We start from the raw sequence: 16,473 nt of genomic DNA, 5'->3' as shown, positions 1-16,473 counted from the left end.
GGCGTTGAGGCTGAAAGAACTGACACTATCGACTCTATTGTATACAATGCTGCCAGAACTCCTGCTACGGACAGCCTGAGCCAGGGAGCCTGTCGGACTTAAGACTGTCCTACTGCGGTTGCGATAAATTGGTCTAAAAATTCCTGCTTCTTCGTCAAATAGCCCCGCTATTCTCCTCAGAAACAGAAATTTTTATCCTCAATTTCTCGCAATCCTCGCTACGGACGCTTAAGTCCGACAGGCTCCAAGACATGGAAAGCTGAGAGAGTCGTACGTTTTTAATAAGTAATAACAATCCCGAAAGGGCTCGAAAATGACAATCTGGAGATCGTAATGGCGGTAGAGCGCACTTTATCCATTATAAAACCTGATGCAGTAGCCAAGAGTGTCATCGGTAAAATTCTTGCTCGTTTTGAGCAGGCTGGTTTGCAGGTTGTAGCGACCAGGATGATCCATCTTTCTGACGAGCAGGCGGGTGGTTTCTACGCTGAGCACAAAGAGCGTCCATTTTATCAGGACCTGGTTGCGTTTATGACGTCAGGGCCTGTTGTGGTATCCGTCCTTGAGGGCGAGAATGCCGTAGCCCTGAATCGTGAGCTGATGGGCGCTACTAACCCGAAGGAAGCTGCTGAAGGCACCATTCGGGCTGATTTTGCAGAGACCATCGATGAAAATGCGGTTCATGGATCGGACTCAGTAGCTTCTGCTGAGCGTGAAGTGGCCTACTTCTTCGAAGGTTCGGAGATTTGCCCCAGAACACGTTAACGGAATCAGCCCGCTGACAAATTGTCAGTTTGCCCTGGCCTGACCGTGTTCGGGGTAAACATGAGAATATAAGCCATCAGGAGGCAGGCCTTCTGATGGCTTTGAGGTATTAATAAGATGTCAGAATTGATCGAGCCATCTATTATCGATCAGGCCAGTGAACTGGCTGGCGAGCTGGCCACTCAGGCAGCCAAAGTCAATTTGCTGGGGCTTTCACGGAAAAAAATGGAAGCCTTCTTTCTTACTATTGGTGAGAAAAAATTCCGTGCTGAGCAGGTTTTGAAGTGGATTCATCATCATCGGGTTGATAATTTCGATGAGATGACCAATATCAGTAAATCCCTTCGTGAGCGGCTTAAGGCCAATGCTGAAATTCGCGGTCCAGAGGTGGTCAGCAGCCATTTTTCTGAGGATGGGACCTGCAAGTGGGTTGTGCGGGTGGCCAGTGGCAGTTGTGTTGAAACGGTATTTATTCCTGAAAATGGACGCGGAACGCTGTGCGTCTCCTCCCAGGCAGGCTGTTCCCTGGATTGCAGTTTCTGTTCTACGGGTAAGCAGGGTTTTAACTCTGACCTGACGGTGGCGGAAATCATTGGCCAGGTATGGGTTGCAGCCCGTCATTTTGGCAATGTACCGGCCAGGATGGATCGATCCATTACCAATGTGGTTATGATGGGGATGGGCGAGCCATTGATGAACTTCGATAATGTCGTTGATGCCATGGACCTGATGATGGACGACCTTGGCTATGGACTTTCCAAACGTCGGGTGACGTTAAGTACATCCGGTGTTGTGCCTGCGCTGAGAAAGTTAAGTGAGGTATCTAATGTCTCCCTGGCAGTGTCACTGCATGCGCCAAATGATGAGCTGAGAAACCAGCTGGTCCCGATCAACCGGAAGTATCCGCTGGATCAGCTGCTGGATGCGATCCATCATTACATGAACAGTTTGACGGACAGTAAGCGGGTCGTTACGATCGAGTATACGTTGCTTGCCGGTGTGAATGATCAACCTGAACAGGCACAGCAGCTGATTGCTTTGCTGAAAGATCTGCCCTGTAAGATAAACCTCATTCCGTTCAATCCATTTCCTCATTCAGGGTATGAAAGACCCAGCAATAATGCAGTGAGGCGGTTTCAGGAGAGTTTGCAGCTGGCTGGTTTTAATGTCACCGTAAGAAAGACAAGAGGTGATGATATTGACGCTGCCTGCGGTCAGTTAGTGGGCAATGTAATGGATAAGACCCGGCGCAGTGAGCGCTACATAGCAGCCAGACAGGTATAAGCTGTCCGGGATGCATCTGTTATCCGACAGGCTCCCGCAGGTTGCTACTCTCAACGGCGTCCCGGATATATTTATAAATTGCAAATGTGGGGATCAGCATGGGAGTCAAATTGAGGCCCATTGCACTACTGTTTTCTGTATCTCTGGCACTGACAGGCTGTGTCACCACGGACAGTCGGCCTGTTAATGAGAACAGGGCAGTGGTGGACTATATGAATCTGGCCAGGGGTTATCTTCAGGAAGGTTACTCGGAAAAAGCGGTAAGGCCGCTGGAAAGAGCGCTTGAGATTGAGCCCTATTCGGCCAGTGTCCATGGCATGCTGGGTATGGCTTATCAGCGTCAGGGGGAGGATCAGCTTGCCGAGCAGGCGTTCAACAAGGCGCTGGCCATTGACCCTGATGCCGCGGACATACGCAATAACTTTGGTGCTTTCCTGTTCTCCAGAAACCGGCTTCAGGACGCTTATCGTCAGTTTCAACTGGCTTCCGGGGATGTTGCATATTCCCAGCGCAGCCGAACCTTTGAAAACCTCGGGATTGTTGCTTTGCGGATGGGCCGGTCTTCCCTGGCGGTTGATCACTTTACCCGGGCTCTTCGTCTGAACAGTAACTTGCCAAGGGCCAATCTGGAGCTTGCCGCTATCTACAAAGAGCAAGGCAATCTCTACACAGGGTGGCAGCACTACCAGGCCTTTGCCGGTTCGGCGGAGCAGAGTCCTCGCAGTTTGCTACTGGGTATTGAGCTGGCAAGGGCAAACCGGGCTCAGGATAAAGCGGCAGGTTATGCTTTGAAGCTGGAAAGGTTGTATCCCGGCTCTGTGGAGCTGAAGCATTATCGGAGTCGATTGGGTCATGAGTGAACAGGATACTCAGCAGGAAGAAGTTATTCAGACGTTTGCTCCCGGTGCTGTGCTTGCCCGGGCCCGTGACAGTCAGGGGCTATCTATCCTTGAAGTGGCTGAAAGCCTGAAGATTACCGAAAGTTATGTTAAGGCCATTGAGGAGAGCACGTTTGATATCCTGCCACAGGCGGCATTTGTCCGTGGCTATATTCGTAATTATGCGAAACTGGTGGGGCTTAATGGCGAAGATCTGGTCAGGGACTTTGACCATTTTATGGGTGTCGATGGGCTGGAATCTCCGCGTTTACAGGGTTCTAAGAAGTTGAAGCCGCTGCGAGCTCACAGTGCACCTTCTCCGGTATATGCGCTTGCGCTTTTGCTGCTTGTGTCGCTGGGAGGGTTTGGTTATTACCTTTGGAATAGCTTGCTGGGTATCGAACCAGTGGTCGAGGTGGCCATTATCGAAGACGTATCTGAGGATGTGCCTGAGCCTCTGGTGACTGATGTCAGTGTTGTCTCTGTCCCCTCTGCTGCGGAAATTAGCGAGAGCGTGGAGGAAGAGGCTGTTCCAGCTGATGACACCACAATTTTAAAAGAAGACCCAAGCCTGGAAAAGGATCAGCCTGTTCTGAAAGAGACCATTTCAGAGGTTCTCCCAATTGCCATGGCCGGTTCCGAGGTTGTTGATACGACAGATGAGCCCAATTCACCAATTGTTGATCTGATTCAGCCTCTTGTTATTAATTTCTCAGAAGATTGCTGGGTTGAAATCAAGGATGCCACCGGTGAAGTGCTGATTTCAACCGTGCAGAGAGCCGGGTCTTCCATTAATCTAGATGTTTTTCCCCCAGTGAATTTGCGGTTCGGTAATACCTCTGGCGTGGACAGTATCCTGCTGGATGGCGAGCCGGTAGCCAAACCAAGCTCGAATACCCGGGTGGCCAGTGTCCTGTTAACAGGCAGTGGTCAGGGGTAAATCAATAGTCCTTAAAACTATGTCCTTTCAGTGAAGAAACTCCCGACAGCGATGGGCATTCTTTAATGGAAGGGCTGTGGGATTGTCACACAAAGGCGTTAACGGTTATAGTTGCCTACTTTTTATTGCGAACCGCCAAATCGCCTGTTCCTGACGAACCGGGTGAAGTTATGTGGTGTTTTTAGTAGAGGACATTTGAACTTGGGCAAGCAGCTTCAAGCCATCCGTGGGATGAATGATATTCTTCCTGAACAGACCCCTGTCTGGCAGTACCTTGAGCAGCAGGTACGCTCTGTCCTGAGCACTTATGGTTATCAGGAAATCCGGGTTCCGATTGTGGAAAGCTCTGCCCTGTTCAGCCGGGGTATTGGCTCTGGTACGGATATTGTTGAGAAAGAGATGTACACCTTTGAAGATCGCAATGGTGACAAGCTCTCCCTTCGTCCTGAGGCCACTGCCGGGGTTGTTCGCGCAGGTATTCAGCAGGGCCTGTTTTACAACCAGATTCAGCGGTTGTGGACTTCTGGCCCGATGTTCCGCTATGAGCGTCCGCAAAAAGGCCGTTATCGCCAGTTTCACCAGATCAGTGTTGAAGCCTATGGCATGACAGGTCCGGATATTGATGCGGAAATCATCATGATGACGGCACGGTTCTGGCAGAAGCTTGGTCTGACAAAGCATGTCACGCTGGAGCTGAATACTCTGGGGACTCTGGAAGCCCGCATCCGTTATCGTGAAGCTCTGGTGACTTATCTCAGGGATTATGAGTCAGAGCTGGATGACGACAGCCGTCGTCGCCTGACCATCAACCCGCTGAGAATTCTCGATAGTAAAGATCAAAACACACAGAAAATTGTTGCCGGTGCACCCGAGCTGTTCGACTATCTGGACGAAGAGTCACAGGAACACTTTGCGCAGTTAAAGCAGATTCTGGATGAGGTGGGTGTTGCTTATCGCGTGAATCCAAGACTGGTGCGTGGCCTTGATTATTATGGCAGAACCGTTTTTGAATGGGTGACAGAAAGCCTGGGTGCCCAGGGAACTGTGTGTGCTGGCGGTCGTTATGATGCGCTGGTTGAGATGTTGGGTGGCAAGCCGACACCTGCCGTGGGCTTTGCCATGGGTATTGAGCGTCTGGTGTTGATGCTGGAAACGCTGCAGTTACTGCCGGAATCCGTTTCTAATCGGGTGGATGTGGCGGTGGTTGCTGTCGGTGAGGGTGTTGGCCACCGGGCGCTTCCGTTAGTGGAAAGACTGCGTGATGGATTGCCGGAGCTGAAGATTCTGATGAATTGCGGCGGTGGCAGCTTTAAAGCACAAATGAAGCGTGCAGATCGTAGCGGTGCTGCCTATGCTCTCATTCTGGGCGAAGATGAGTTGGGTGCGGGGATGGTTACTGTGAAATCCCTGAGGACGGATGAAGCCCAGCAGCAGCTGCCAATCGCCGATGTGGCCGGACATTTGCAAAAAGTACTATAGAATACTGCTGTTCAGTAAACTGCTCGTTGATGCGATCGTACTGTTAACGGCTTCAGGAAAGAAGTCAGGAGTAAAGGGTGAGTTACCAATCTGATGAAGAGCAGGTCCAACTGCTCAAGAATCTATGGAAAGACTATGGTCAGCCAGTTGTGCTGGGTGTTGCCATGACACTGGCAGCGGTTTCCGGTTATCAGTACTGGCAGAAGACGCAGCAGCAGGAAATTGCTGAAGCTTCATCGCTTTATCAGAACTTGCTGGATACTATTTCCAATGGATCCTCTCTGGAGCAACAGGCCCAGTTATCAGCGCCGCTGACTGAGGAGCAAAAAGCAACGGTAAGTCACGTTGTATCTTCATTGCAAAAGGATCATGGCAGCAGTCAGTATGCCGCCTTTGCAACGCTTTTTCTGGCTCAGCAGCAGGTGCAAGATAACCAGTTAAGTGCCGCCCGGGCTTCCCTGGAGTGGGTTCTGGCTCAGAAACCCGCAGTTGAAATTCAGACAATGGCCAGTGTCCGGCTGGCAAGGGTACTGATCAGTGAGTCTTCCGGGAATGGTCAGCAGGCGCTGGATATCCTGACCCGACTGAATGCTGGCAAGTCCTATGAGGCGACAGTTGAGTCAGCAAAAGGCGATGCTTACCTCGCCCTTGGTGATCGTAAGCAGGCCGAGACGGCTTACCGCAAAGCGGTCGATGCCGCACAGGACAACGGCCTGAACCGTCCGTTGTTGCAACTCAAGCTGGACGATCTGGCCGCAATGGCACCTCAGGAGGGATAACGCAATGGAGAGGTTATTTAAAGGCTCTTTGATTCTTCTGCTGATGCTGGGACTCTCTGCATGCAGTCTTTTATCATCGGATGAAGAGGAGGTGAGAACGGCCAAACCTCTCCAGACGATTGCTGAGGAAAAGGTCAGGCTGGTTGAAGTGTGGTCCAGGGGTGTTGGCAAAGGGGTTGGCAAGCGATTTGAAAGCCTGAAGCCCGCGTTGGATGGCGATAAAGTCTTTGTTTCTGGCGCAGAAGGTACGGTTTTTGCTCTTCAGCGTGATACCGGAAAGGAAGTCTGGAAGAAAAAACTCAATACCCGTGTTGGTGGTGGGGTCAGTGCCTCAGCGGGTATGGTGTTGCTGGGGACGCTGGATGGTGAAGTGATTGCCCTGAACCAGGAAAATGGCAATGAACTCTGGCGAGAGCGAGTCAGTAGCGAGATTCTCAGTGCGCCGATAACTGATGGTTTCTATGTCGCTGTGCAGAGTATTGATGACCGTCTGACCGTGCTTGATGCTGAGAGCGGACAGTACCTCTGGCGTCAGGAAGCGCTGCAGCCGGCGCTGACGTTAAGAGGTTCAGCTGCTCCACTGATCTTCAGCGAAGCGGTGTTTGCCGGGTTTGCCAGCGGCGAAGCAAAAGCCTTCCGTCTGAAAAACGGTGCGCCATTGTGGAGTTCCCGGGTTGCCGCCCCCAAGGGTAGTACTGAGCTGGAGCGGATGGTTGATATCAAGGGGGTTCCGCTGATCCTTGGAGATTCCATTTTCTTTGTCAGCTTCCAGGGCAATGTTGCCGGGTTGGACCTTTACAGTGGCCGGGTTCGCTGGGCAAAAGAGCTGTCCAGTTATGAATCCATGACAGAAGGGTTTGGTGCTATCTACCTGACCAGTGAAGAGAGTTATGTCAGCTCCATTGACCAGAGAACCGGTGCCGCTAACTGGCGACAGGAAGATTTTGAGTTCCGTCAGCTGTCTGCACCCGCAGCGTTCAGCAGTTATGTTGTGGTCGGCGATGGTGAGGGTTATGTGCACCTGTTGTCGCAGGTTGATGGCAGTCAGGCTGGACGTTTCAAGGCTGACTCTTCTGCAATTAAAACCCAGCCTCTGGTGGATGGTGACTTGATCCTGGTCTTGTCAGCTGATGGTGAGCTGGTTGCTTTGAAGGAAAAAGCTTCCGGGTAGTGGAAGCTGGTTTCTGACTTTTAAGAATGTTGTCGGGCTGAATCTTTACAAGGATTCAGCCCGTTTTCAATTTCGGTCTGATGACCGATGCGCTGGGAAAGCGTGTTCTGAATGATTTCCCCGCTGCGTAATTTGTAATTTTGGTAAATCTTATGGTTCCTGTAATTGCCCTGGTGGGTCGGCCAAATGTTGGCAAGTCCACCCTTTTTAACCGTCTGACCCGCTCCCGGGATGCTTTGGTAGCCAACGTGGCCGGGTTAACCCGCGACCGGAAATACGGTGAGGGCAAAATTGGTTCGCATCCCTATATTGTCGTGGATACCGGCGGTATCTCCGGTGATGAAGAGGGGATTGACTCTGCCATGGCAGAACAGTCGCTGGCGGCCATCAATGAGGCGGATGTTGTCCTGTTTCTGGTGGATGCCAAAGCCGGGTTGACAGCTGCTGATGAAATGATTGCTTTGCACCTTCGCAAACAGGGCAAAAAGTATCACCTGGTGCTGAATAAGGTAGACAGGGTGGATGCTGAGCAGGCCGAGGCGGATTTTGCTTCCCTGGGTATCGGCGAAGCCTATCATATTGCTGCCGTGCATGGTCGGGGTGTCAGCAACATGATCAATGACGTGCTGCTGGAGTGTACTGACGGTGAGGCAGAAGAGTCTGATGAGCTGTCAACCAGGCCCAGAGGTATCAAGATTGGTATCGTTGGTCGCCCTAACGTGGGTAAATCTACCCTGGTTAACCGCCTGTTAGGCGAGGAACGAGTGGTTGTTTACGATCAGGCGGGAACGACCCGTGACAGTGTTTACATTCCTTATGAGCGTTTTGGTCAGGACTATACGCTGATTGATACGGCAGGTGTCCGCAGAAGAGGCAAGGTGTCCGAATCCATCGAAAAGTTTTCGGTCATCAAGACGCTGCAGGCGATTGAAGATGCCAATGTGGTGGTTCTTGTGCTGGATGCCCGTGAAGGTATTGTGGAGCAGGATCTGCATCTGCTGGGCTTTGTTCTGGACGCGGGGCGTGCTGTGGTCATTGCACTGAACAAGTGGGATGGCATGGAAGAAGAGCAGAAAACCCAGGTAAAGACAGAGCTGAAGCGTCGACTCGGGTTTATCAATTATGCCCGCATTCACATGATTTCGGCAAAACACGGTACCGGTGTTGGCAATTTGTATGACTCTATTGAAGAGGCGTATGAAGCGGCGACGAGTAAACTGTCCACCAATCGTCTGACGCGAATTCTGGAAGATGCTGTTAAGGAGCATCAGCCGCCCATGGTCAATCATCGCCGTATTAAGTTGCGTTACTGCCATGCTGGAGCCATGAATCCGCCAACGATTATTATTCATGGTAACCAGACTGAGCGGGTGCCCGCAGCTTATCGACGTTATCTGGAAAATACCTTCCGTAAAGTGCTGAAGATTATGGGAACGCCTATTCGAATTGAGTTCCGCTCAGGTGATAACCCTTATGCGGAAACCAAAGAGGTTGATCAGAGGCAGGCTCACCGTAAGCGCAGAGTTGAAAAATCGGCGCAGTTTGCCAAAGAGAAGCGTAAGACAAAGCGTTCCTGACTGGTTCAGGTGAGTAATCAATGAAAAACAATCTGTTCGAACACATACCTGACGAATTACCTGAAGAGTTGTTTGAGACTCTGCAGGAATCCGGGGGCGTGAAAATAGAGCGGATTGTTTCCCGTGGTCATACGACGCCGATAGGAGAGTGGTATGACCAGTCCCGGGATGAGTGGGTGGTGTTGTTAAGGGGTTCAGCTGTACTGGAGTTTGATGGGGAAAGAGCCTCTGTCACTCTCCATGCCGGTGATTATATCATGCTGCCTGCCGGGTGCAGGCATCGGGTTGCGTGGACTCAACCCGATGTTGATACCATCTGGTTAGCGGTTCATATTAATTTGTGATTTTTTCCACTTTGCAGATTGCCTCGCCCTTGAAGAATCGTGTGGTTACCTGATCGCCTTCCCGGAGCTGCTGGCTGCTTCGGATAATGGCATCGCCAGCCATGGTGATGGCATAGCCCCTTGAAAGTGTTGCCAGAGGGCTCACGGCGTTCAATTCTCCAGACACTTTCTCCAGTTTCAGGTGACGTCTTTCCAGGCTGCTGGATATGAGCTGAATCAGCTTTTGCCCCATATATTCATTACGGCTTTTCAGCAGCTCCAATTTACGTTGGGGGTTCTGTTGATTTGCCCGGTCTCTGAGCCGACCCAGGCTTGATTGAGCCCGTTCCAGTTTCAGGGTGATGGCCTGTTTTAACCGGATTTCCAGATCATCCAGCCGCTGGCTGTTGTCTCTCAGACGATCCCCGGGGTGTCTTAACCGTTTTTGCAGGTTATCAAGCTCTCGCTGGCTTAACTGCAGCTTATGACGAGTCAGTGTCGTGAGCTTTCTGCTGATCAGGTTAAGCTGATTTAACAGGGCCTGGCGATCCGGGCTGAGGATTTCTGCCGCTGCTGATGGGGTTGCGGCCCGGTGATCAGCCACAAAGTCGGCAATGGTAAAGTCAATTTCATGACCAACGGCACTGACTATGGGGATAGGGCAGTCTGTTATGGCCCTGGCCACCAACTCTTCATTGAATGGCCACAAATCTTCCAGTGAACCACCGCCGCGACCAATAATCAGTACATCAAACCGGTTGGCACTTGTTGCCAGTTTTAGCGCATTGACCAGTTCGTGTTTTGCCTGCTCTCCCTGAACCGAGCTGGGAATAATGGTGACCGGTATGGCAGGAAAGCGTCTCTTCAGTACGGTGAGGATATCCCGAATGGCTGCGCCGGTGGGTGAGGTGATCACCCCGATATGCTTTGGGTGAGCGGGCAGGGGTTGTTTGCGCGTGATGTCGAACAGGCCTTCAGCGGCCAGTTTTGCCTTGAGAACCTCAAAGGCTTTTTGCAGGTCACCGGTGCCGGCATTATCCATGTGTTCAACAATCAGTTGATAGTCGCCTCTTCCTTCATACAGGCTTACGCGCCCCCTGACCATCAGCAGCATGCCTTCAGTCGGGACAAACTTAAGCGCCTGGTTACGGTTGCGGAACATGGCGCAGCGGATCTGTGACTGTTTGTCCTTCAGGGTGAAATACCAATGCCCGGAGCTGGGACGGGCCAGTCCGGATATTTCGCCCTCAACACGGACATTATTGAAGTTCATCTCCAGCAATCGCCTGGCTTTACCATTTAACTCCGTAACAGAGAGGGCTTTTGCGGATGCCTCAGCGTTTTGCGTCGGTTTGTCTGTAAAGTGGTGCATGGATCAAGCCTGGCAGGGGGATTGTCGGTTTTTTTGGTATTCTGCCTGAATAAGTGGTTTAGCTGAAGTTGAAATATAGGGTATACTTGTCCGAATTTTTTTCCCATAAAATAAACTCTTGGTAACAGGCAATGCTGAGAATTGCACAAGATGCACTCACCTTCGATGATGTCCTCCTCCTGCCCGGCTACTCCGAAGTCCTCCCCAAAGATGTCTCCCTGAAAACCAAACTGACCCGCGGTATTGAGCTGAATATTCCGCTGATTTCTGCGGCGATGGATACCGTTACCGAAGCGTCTCTGGCTATTGCCATGGCCCAGGAAGGCGGAATCGGGATTATTCACAAGAATATGACGCCGGAGCAGCAGGCCGCTGAGGTGCGCAAGGTTAAGAAGCACGAAAGTGGTGTGGTCAAAGACCCGATTACCATTGATGCCAGTGCCACTGTCAGAGATCTTCTGGAGCTGACCTCCAGACATAATATCTCCGGTGTTCCCGTGCTTTCTGGCAGCGATCTGGTGGGTATTGTTACCAGTCGTGACGTCCGCTTTGTTTCTAATCTGGATAAAGCCGTTTCCGAGATCATGACCCGGAAAGAGCGTCTGGTGACGGTTCAGGAAGGTACTGATCCGGAGACCGTTCGCAAGCTTCTGCACAAGCATCGTATTGAAAAAGTGCTGGTGGTGGATGATCAGTTCAATCTCACCGGTATGATGACCGTTAAGGACATTAAAAAGGCCCAGCAGTACCCGAATGCATCGAAAGACAGTCAGGGACAGTTGCGCGTCGGGGCAGCGGTGGGTACCGGGGCGGAAACGCCTGATCGTGTCGCTGCCCTGGTGGCTGCTGGCGTTGATGTCATTATCGTCGACACTGCTCATGGCCATTCCCGTGGTGTGATTGAGCGAGTGAAGTGGGTAAAGGAAAACTACCCGCAGGTTCAGGTGATCGGTGGAAATATAGCCACCGCCGAGGCTGGCAAAGCTCTGGTCGAAGCGGGTGCTGATGGTGTTAAAGTGGGTATCGGTCCGGGCTCTATCTGTACTACCCGTATTGTGACCGGTATTGGTGTGCCTCAGATCACTGCGGTAGCCAATGTGGTTGAAGCGCTGAAAGGCACCGGAGTGCCTGTTATTGCTGATGGCGGTATCCGTTTTTCCGGTGATATGGCAAAAGCGATTGTTGCCGGTGCCAGTACCGTCATGCTGGGCAGTATGCTGGCGGGTACTGAAGAAGCGCCGGGTGAAGTGGAGCTTTACCAGGGGCGTAGCTACAAGGCTTATCGTGGCATGGGTTCTCTGGGGGCAATGTCCCAGGCTTCCGGTTCCAGTGACCGTTATTTCCAGAGTGCCGAAGCGGGTGCTGAAAAGCTGGTTCCAGAAGGTATTGAAGGGCGTGTACCTTACAAGGGGCCTCTCCATGCCATTATCCATCAGATGGTGGGTGGCTTGCGTGCCGCGATGGGGTATACCGGTTCTGCTGATATGGAAACCATGCGCACCCGGCCACAGTTTGTTCGCGTGACCAATGCCGGTATGGCCGAATCCCATGTTCACGATGTAACGATTACCAAGGAAGCGCCTAACTACCGTGTTGGTTAAGACTGCTTCACAGCGTTGTTCATGTTGACACCTGCAGCCGGACAGAAATGAGATAGCTTCTGACCGGCTGTTTACTTTCAGTAAGGGTAAGCCTCCCGGCCTTGCTGATCACAGGACTTAGAGATTAATCATGTCCCAGGATATCCATTCAGACCGCATTCTGATTCTTGATTTTGGTTCCCAGTACACCCAACTCATTGCCCGAAGAGTGCGTGAGATCGGTGTTTATTGTGAACTGCATCCCTATGATATGGATGCTGCCGCTATTCGGGAGTTCAGCCCGAAAGCGATCATTTTGTCCGGCGGCCCTGAATCCGTTACCGGTGACAACTCTCCAAAAGCCGCAGATATTGTTTTTGAACTCGGTGTGCCTGTGCTGGGTATCTGCTATGGCATGCAGACCATGGCAGAGCAGATGGGTGGCAAGGTCAGTACCTCTGATCTGCGTGAGTTTGGCTATGCCCAGGTTCAGCTGGAAGAGAAAGTGCGCCTTTTTGATGGCATTGAAGACCATGTCTGTGAAGGTGGTCGTCTGACTCTGGATGTCTGGATGAGCCATGGAGATAAAGTGACCGCCATACCTGAAGGCTTTGTGGTTGCTGCTTCCACTGGCTCCTGCCCGATTGCTGCCATGGCTTGCGAAGAAAAGCAGTATTACGGTGTCCAGTTCCACCCTGAAGTGACACATACCACCCAAGGATTACGAATTCTAGAGCGTTTTGTGGTTGATATTGCCGGGTGTCAGAAACTGTGGACGCCAGGCAAGATCATCGATGACGCTATTGCCCGTATTCGTGAGCAGGTGGGTGAACAGAAGGTGTTGCTGGGACTGTCCGGTGGTGTTGATTCCAGTGTCGTAGCGGCGCTGCTGCATAAGGCTATTGGTGATCAGCTGGTCTGCGTTTTTGTTGATAATGGTCTGCTCCGCCTTCATGAAGGCGATCAGGTGATGGCCATGTTTGCAGAAAATATGGGGGTTCGGGTTATTCGTGCGGACTCTGAAGCGCTGTTTCTGGGTCGCCTGAACGGTGTTCAGGATCCTGAAGACAAGCGCAAGATTATTGGCAATACCTTTATCGAAGTGTTTGATGAACATGCCAGTGCCCTGGACAACATCACTTTTCTGGCCCAGGGCACCATCTATCCGGATGTTATTGAGTCTGCTGGTTCAACAACCGGTAAGGCCCATGTCATCAAGTCCCATCATAATGTGGGCGGGCTGCCGGAAGAGATGAAGATGGAGTTGGTTGAGCCGCTGCGTGAGCTGTTCAAGGATGAGGTTCGAACCATAGGTCTGGAGCTGGGTCTGCCTTATGACATGGTATACCGTCACCCATTCCCGGGGCCGGGCCTCGGTGTTCGCATCCTGGGCGAGGTCAAAAAGGAATATGCGGATATTCTCCGCCAGGCGGATGCTATTTTCATTGAAGAACTGCGTAAGGCCGACTGGTATCAAAAGACCAGCCAGGCTTTTGCTGTTTTCCTGCCGGTGAAATCCGTTGGCGTGGTGGGTGATGGTCGCCGCTATGAGTATGTGATTGCCCTGCGAGCAGTGGAAACCATAGACTTTATGACCGCTCGCTGTGCCCACCTGCCCTATGATCTGCTGGAAAAAGTCTCTAATCGGATCATCAATGAAATTGAGCATGTTTCCAGGGTGACCTATGATGTATCCAGTAAGCCACCGGCTACGATTGAGTGGGAGTGATACAGTTATTACTAAATGTAATATCTGATTCCTTTACTTATACTTGCTTTGGGTATTTATATCGGGAGCAATGGTGCATAATGCGCCCATTCAGGGGTGATGTAGTGAGTATCCTCTTGCTACATTCCTGCCTGTGATCCTCTTTCCCTAGTTAGAGGCGCGCTGTTTATCAGTAAATCGGAATAGGGTGACGTCCGTAGTCCGATTGAAAGGAAATGGTGCCGAAGTGAGCCTGGTGGTCAACCAGTCTCACTGGTAGTGCATCGAACAGGTGTACTACTGTCACAGTTTTTACTGTGGAGAGCTAACGGGTACCAGAGAGCGCTGATGAGGTTTTCTTTATTCGCGCTTCCTCCATGTACGCTTGCCTCCTGATCTAATTACAACTGGTTCACTCATCCTGATAAGTATTGGAATAACGGGCATGGGTGATCAATAAACGAGATCAGTTTTTATGGAATTAACCAGTTTCAGTGATTCGTCGTTATCGTTATTGGCCCCAGCCGTCGCAATTATTCTGGCAGTCATAACCCGGAAAGTATTGTGGTCTCTGGGCGCTGGTATTGTCACCGGTGCGTTACTGCTGACCGGCTTGAACCCGCTTATCACCGTTCATCGTATTTTTGATGGGTTTGTTGGTGTGTTTTGGGATGAAGGCCTTAATTTTAGCAATCTCTATATTCTGTTGTTTTTGCTGGTTCTGGGTGTGATCACCAGCCTGATCACTATTTCTGGAGGAGCCAGGGCCTTTGGTGAGTGGGCTCGTGAGCGTGTCAAGACACGTCAGGGATCGCAGGTACTGACGGTCTTTCTCGGTGTTATCATTTTTATTGATGATTATTTCAACAGCCTTGCCGTGGGGAGTATCAGTAAGCCACTCACTGACCGGCACAAAGTCTCAAGAGCCAAGCTCGCTTATTTGATTGATTCGACCGCTGCTCCAATCTGCGTAATTATGCCAATTTCAAGCTGGGGTGCTTATATCATTGCTCTGGTGGGTACTATTATGGCGACCCACGGTGTTGTTGGCGATAGCCCGGTCTTTTCATTCCTGGCCATGGTTCCCATGAACCTTTATGCAATTTTTGCGCTGGCGCTGGTTTTCTTTACTGCAGCCATGGATCTTAATGTTGGCCCCATGGCCAGACACGAGAGTGCAGCGCTTGCTGGCAATCTGTTTGATGCCAATAAGGGTAACCCTCCGGGTGCTCCAGCTCTGGAAGAAGATGAAAATGGCCGTGTGGCGGATCTGGTGTCACCGATTCTGGTACTGGTGCTGGCAACGATCGCTGCCATGATCTGGACGGGGTATACCGCTCTTGCTGGTGATGATCAGGCATTTTCCATTCTGGGTGCCTTTGAGAATACCGATGTTACGTTATCACTGATCAGTGGCGGTATGATTGGTCTTCTGTTTGCGATGGCCCGGTTGTTGGGTCGAAATATTTCCGGAAACACCTGGAAGAAGGCGATCGCTGAGGGCAGCAGGTCAATGTTGCCAGCTATTTATATTCTTGTGTTTGCCTGGATTCTGACTGGAATAATTGGCCAGCTGGAGACCGGTAAGTATCTGGCTGGTCTGGTTGGTGGGAATATTTCTCCCAGCTTTCTGCCAATGATGCTTTTTATTGTCTCTGGTGTGATGGCTTTTGCTACCGGAACCAGTTGGGGCACCTTTGGTATTATGCTGCCCATTGCCGGAGATATGGCGGCAGCAGCGGACATAGCCATGATGCTGCCCATGTTGGCCTCTGTGCTGGCAGGTGCTGTGTTTGGTGATCACTGCTCCCCGATTTCTGATACCACAATTCTTTCGTCCACCGGGGCATCCTGTCACCACATGGATCACGTCAATACTCAGCTTCCTTACGCGCTTGGCATAGCGGCTGTAGCCATGTTCGGGTATCTGGTCATGGGGATTACTCACTCGATTTCCTTAGGCTTTGCTGCATCACTCGTGGCGTTTACAGGTCTTATTATTCTGTTCAGAAGGATTTCTTTGAAATCTCGCTTTTTGGCACCCGCTTCCGGTCATCTGGCCAAGTAATTAAGCTGCACTATGCTTAAGGAGAGGCAGGGACGCCTTTTTGAACTTATTTAAATCAAGGGCATGGATGCTATGAGCTTTGAACAATTGATGAATTCATACGCTGCTCGTCAGCAGATAGATGAGCTGGAGTATGAAAACGACAGATATTCTCTGTTGGTTGATGGTCGGATAGAGGTTGCCTGTTTTCAGGCCAATGGTCGCTTTTATGCTTATAGCATCATTGCCAGGCTGCCCGGGGATAATAGTAAGCGTGAAGAATTGTTGATCAGGCTGCTGGGAAAAAACCTGGCTCTGGTTGCCCATGAGCGTGTTTCATTGTGTATCGACCCTGATGTCGATGCTTTGGCTCTATATGCTTCTGCTCCGATAAAGAGCCTGAATGTTGATGGTATTGAAGAGGTCATTGCAGCATTGGCCAATAATCATGCACTTTTTGTCAATTGGGTTGAGCAAAGTGCCCCCCCTGGCCCAGCCATGATGTTCATGTCCTAATAGAAGCTGCTGTCAGTTCGATATATAAGGTATGTCAATGATTAGAGTTGTTCG

The 16,473-nt window shown here is 51.0% G+C and carries 14 protein-coding genes and 1 riboswitch; of the genes, 13 read left to right on the top strand and 1 reads right to left on the bottom strand.

What is annotated here, in order from left to right; all coding sequences use genetic code 11:
- Positions 1-333: 333 nt before the first annotated feature.
- From ndk to ACO6UX_RS13670, 9 genes are all read left to right on the top strand, one after another.
- Complete coding sequence (ndk, locus tag ACO6UX_RS13710; protein WP_101746258.1) at positions 334-765, top strand: nucleoside-diphosphate kinase; 432 nt, start codon at positions 334-336, stop codon at positions 763-765.
- 117 nt (positions 766-882) lie between these two features.
- Positions 883-2,049: a 23S rRNA (adenine(2503)-C(2))-methyltransferase RlmN gene (gene rlmN, locus ACO6UX_RS13705; protein WP_422448454.1), complete on the top strand. Its 1,167-nt coding sequence runs from the start codon at positions 883-885 to the stop codon at positions 2,047-2,049.
- 98 nt (positions 2,050-2,147) lie between these two features.
- Positions 2,148-2,909, top strand: a complete 762-nt coding sequence (gene pilW / locus ACO6UX_RS13700) for a type IV pilus biogenesis/stability protein PilW (protein ID WP_163371854.1) — start codon at positions 2,148-2,150, stop codon at positions 2,907-2,909.
- Positions 2,902-3,867, top strand: a complete 966-nt coding sequence (locus ACO6UX_RS13695) for a helix-turn-helix domain-containing protein (protein WP_422448451.1) — start codon at positions 2,902-2,904, stop codon at positions 3,865-3,867. Before pilW ends, ACO6UX_RS13695 begins: the two co-directional genes overlap by 8 nt.
- Positions 3,868-4,068: 201 nt before the next feature.
- Complete coding sequence (hisS, locus tag ACO6UX_RS13690; RefSeq protein ID WP_422448449.1) at positions 4,069-5,346, top strand: histidine--tRNA ligase; 1,278 nt, start codon at positions 4,069-4,071, stop codon at positions 5,344-5,346.
- Positions 5,347-5,423: 77 nt separating this feature from the next.
- On the top strand, positions 5,424-6,125 hold the full coding sequence (locus tag ACO6UX_RS13685; RefSeq protein WP_422448447.1) for a YfgM family protein: 702 nt from the start codon (positions 5,424-5,426) through the stop codon (positions 6,123-6,125).
- Positions 6,126-6,129: 4 nt separating this feature from the next.
- Positions 6,130-7,296, top strand: a complete 1,167-nt coding sequence (gene bamB, locus ACO6UX_RS13680) for an outer membrane protein assembly factor BamB (protein WP_422448445.1) — start codon at positions 6,130-6,132, stop codon at positions 7,294-7,296.
- Between the two features lie 152 nt (positions 7,297-7,448).
- Positions 7,449-8,873: a ribosome biogenesis GTPase Der gene (der, locus tag ACO6UX_RS13675; protein ID WP_422448443.1), complete on the top strand. Its 1,425-nt coding sequence runs from the start codon at positions 7,449-7,451 to the stop codon at positions 8,871-8,873.
- Between the two features lie 20 nt (positions 8,874-8,893).
- Positions 8,894-9,217 (top strand): cupin domain-containing protein, encoded by a 324-nt coding sequence (locus ACO6UX_RS13670; RefSeq protein ID WP_422448441.1) that lies wholly within the window; start codon positions 8,894-8,896, stop codon positions 9,215-9,217.
- Here the strand turns inward: ACO6UX_RS13670 and xseA are convergent.
- Complete coding sequence (gene xseA, locus ACO6UX_RS13665) at positions 9,207-10,568, bottom strand: exodeoxyribonuclease VII large subunit (protein WP_422448439.1); 1,362 nt, start codon at positions 10,566-10,568, stop codon at positions 9,207-9,209. The two genes, ACO6UX_RS13670 and xseA, sit on opposite strands and share 11 nt — an antisense overlap.
- Positions 10,569-10,699: 131 nt before the next feature.
- Here xseA and guaB point away from each other — a divergent pair, with 131 nt between their 5' ends.
- From guaB to ACO6UX_RS13645, 4 genes are all read left to right on the top strand, one after another.
- Positions 10,700-12,169, top strand: coding sequence for an IMP dehydrogenase (gene guaB, locus ACO6UX_RS13660; protein WP_422448437.1), 1,470 nt, complete (start codon positions 10,700-10,702; stop codon positions 12,167-12,169).
- 130 nt (positions 12,170-12,299) lie between these two features.
- Positions 12,300-13,877, top strand: a complete 1,578-nt coding sequence (guaA, locus tag ACO6UX_RS13655; protein ID WP_422448435.1) for a glutamine-hydrolyzing GMP synthase — start codon at positions 12,300-12,302, stop codon at positions 13,875-13,877.
- Positions 13,878-14,021: 144 nt separating this feature from the next.
- Positions 14,022-14,192, top strand: a riboswitch (Lysine riboswitch).
- A 139-nt stretch (positions 14,193-14,331) separates the two neighbouring features.
- On the top strand, positions 14,332-15,924 hold the full coding sequence (locus tag ACO6UX_RS13650) for a Na+/H+ antiporter NhaC family protein (protein WP_422448433.1): 1,593 nt from the start codon (positions 14,332-14,334) through the stop codon (positions 15,922-15,924).
- A gap of 72 nt (positions 15,925-15,996) precedes the next feature.
- Positions 15,997-16,419 (top strand): CesT family type III secretion system chaperone, encoded by a 423-nt coding sequence (locus tag ACO6UX_RS13645; RefSeq protein ID WP_422448431.1) that lies wholly within the window; start codon positions 15,997-15,999, stop codon positions 16,417-16,419.
- The last annotated feature ends 54 nt before the right edge of the window (positions 16,420-16,473 follow it).

It is taken from the genome of Endozoicomonas sp. ALB091 (genome assembly GCF_049310265.1).
Taxonomy (GTDB): Bacteria; Pseudomonadota; Gammaproteobacteria; order Pseudomonadales; family Endozoicomonadaceae; genus Endozoicomonas.
This window is presented reverse-complemented; position numbering and strand designations above follow the sequence as displayed.

What these genes read in the sequence shown, in the direction of transcription:
- ndk (WP_101746258.1), top strand. Translation starts at nt 334, where the DNA reads ATGGCGGTAGAGCGCACTTTATCCATTATAAAACCTGATGCAGTAGCC.
- rlmN (WP_422448454.1), top strand. Translation starts at nt 883, where the DNA reads ATGTCAGAATTGATCGAGCCATCTATTATCGATCAGGCCAGTGAACTG.
- pilW (WP_163371854.1), top strand. Translation starts at nt 2,148, where the DNA reads ATGGGAGTCAAATTGAGGCCCATTGCACTACTGTTTTCTGTATCTCTG.
- ACO6UX_RS13695 (WP_422448451.1), top strand. Translation starts at nt 2,902, where the DNA reads ATGAGTGAACAGGATACTCAGCAGGAAGAAGTTATTCAGACGTTTGCT.
- bamB (WP_422448445.1), top strand. Translation starts at nt 6,130, where the DNA reads ATGGAGAGGTTATTTAAAGGCTCTTTGATTCTTCTGCTGATGCTGGGA.
- der (WP_422448443.1), top strand. Translation starts at nt 7,449, where the DNA reads ATGGTTCCTGTAATTGCCCTGGTGGGTCGGCCAAATGTTGGCAAGTCC.
- ACO6UX_RS13670 (WP_422448441.1), top strand. Translation starts at nt 8,894, where the DNA reads ATGAAAAACAATCTGTTCGAACACATACCTGACGAATTACCTGAAGAG.
- xseA (WP_422448439.1), bottom strand. Translation starts at nt 10,568, where the DNA reads ATGCACCACTTTACAGACAAACCGACGCAAAACGCTGAGGCATCCGCA.
- guaB (WP_422448437.1), top strand. Translation starts at nt 10,700, where the DNA reads ATGCTGAGAATTGCACAAGATGCACTCACCTTCGATGATGTCCTCCTC.
- guaA (WP_422448435.1), top strand. Translation starts at nt 12,300, where the DNA reads ATGTCCCAGGATATCCATTCAGACCGCATTCTGATTCTTGATTTTGGT.
- ACO6UX_RS13650 (WP_422448433.1), top strand. Translation starts at nt 14,332, where the DNA reads ATGGAATTAACCAGTTTCAGTGATTCGTCGTTATCGTTATTGGCCCCA.
- ACO6UX_RS13645 (WP_422448431.1), top strand. Translation starts at nt 15,997, where the DNA reads ATGAGCTTTGAACAATTGATGAATTCATACGCTGCTCGTCAGCAGATA.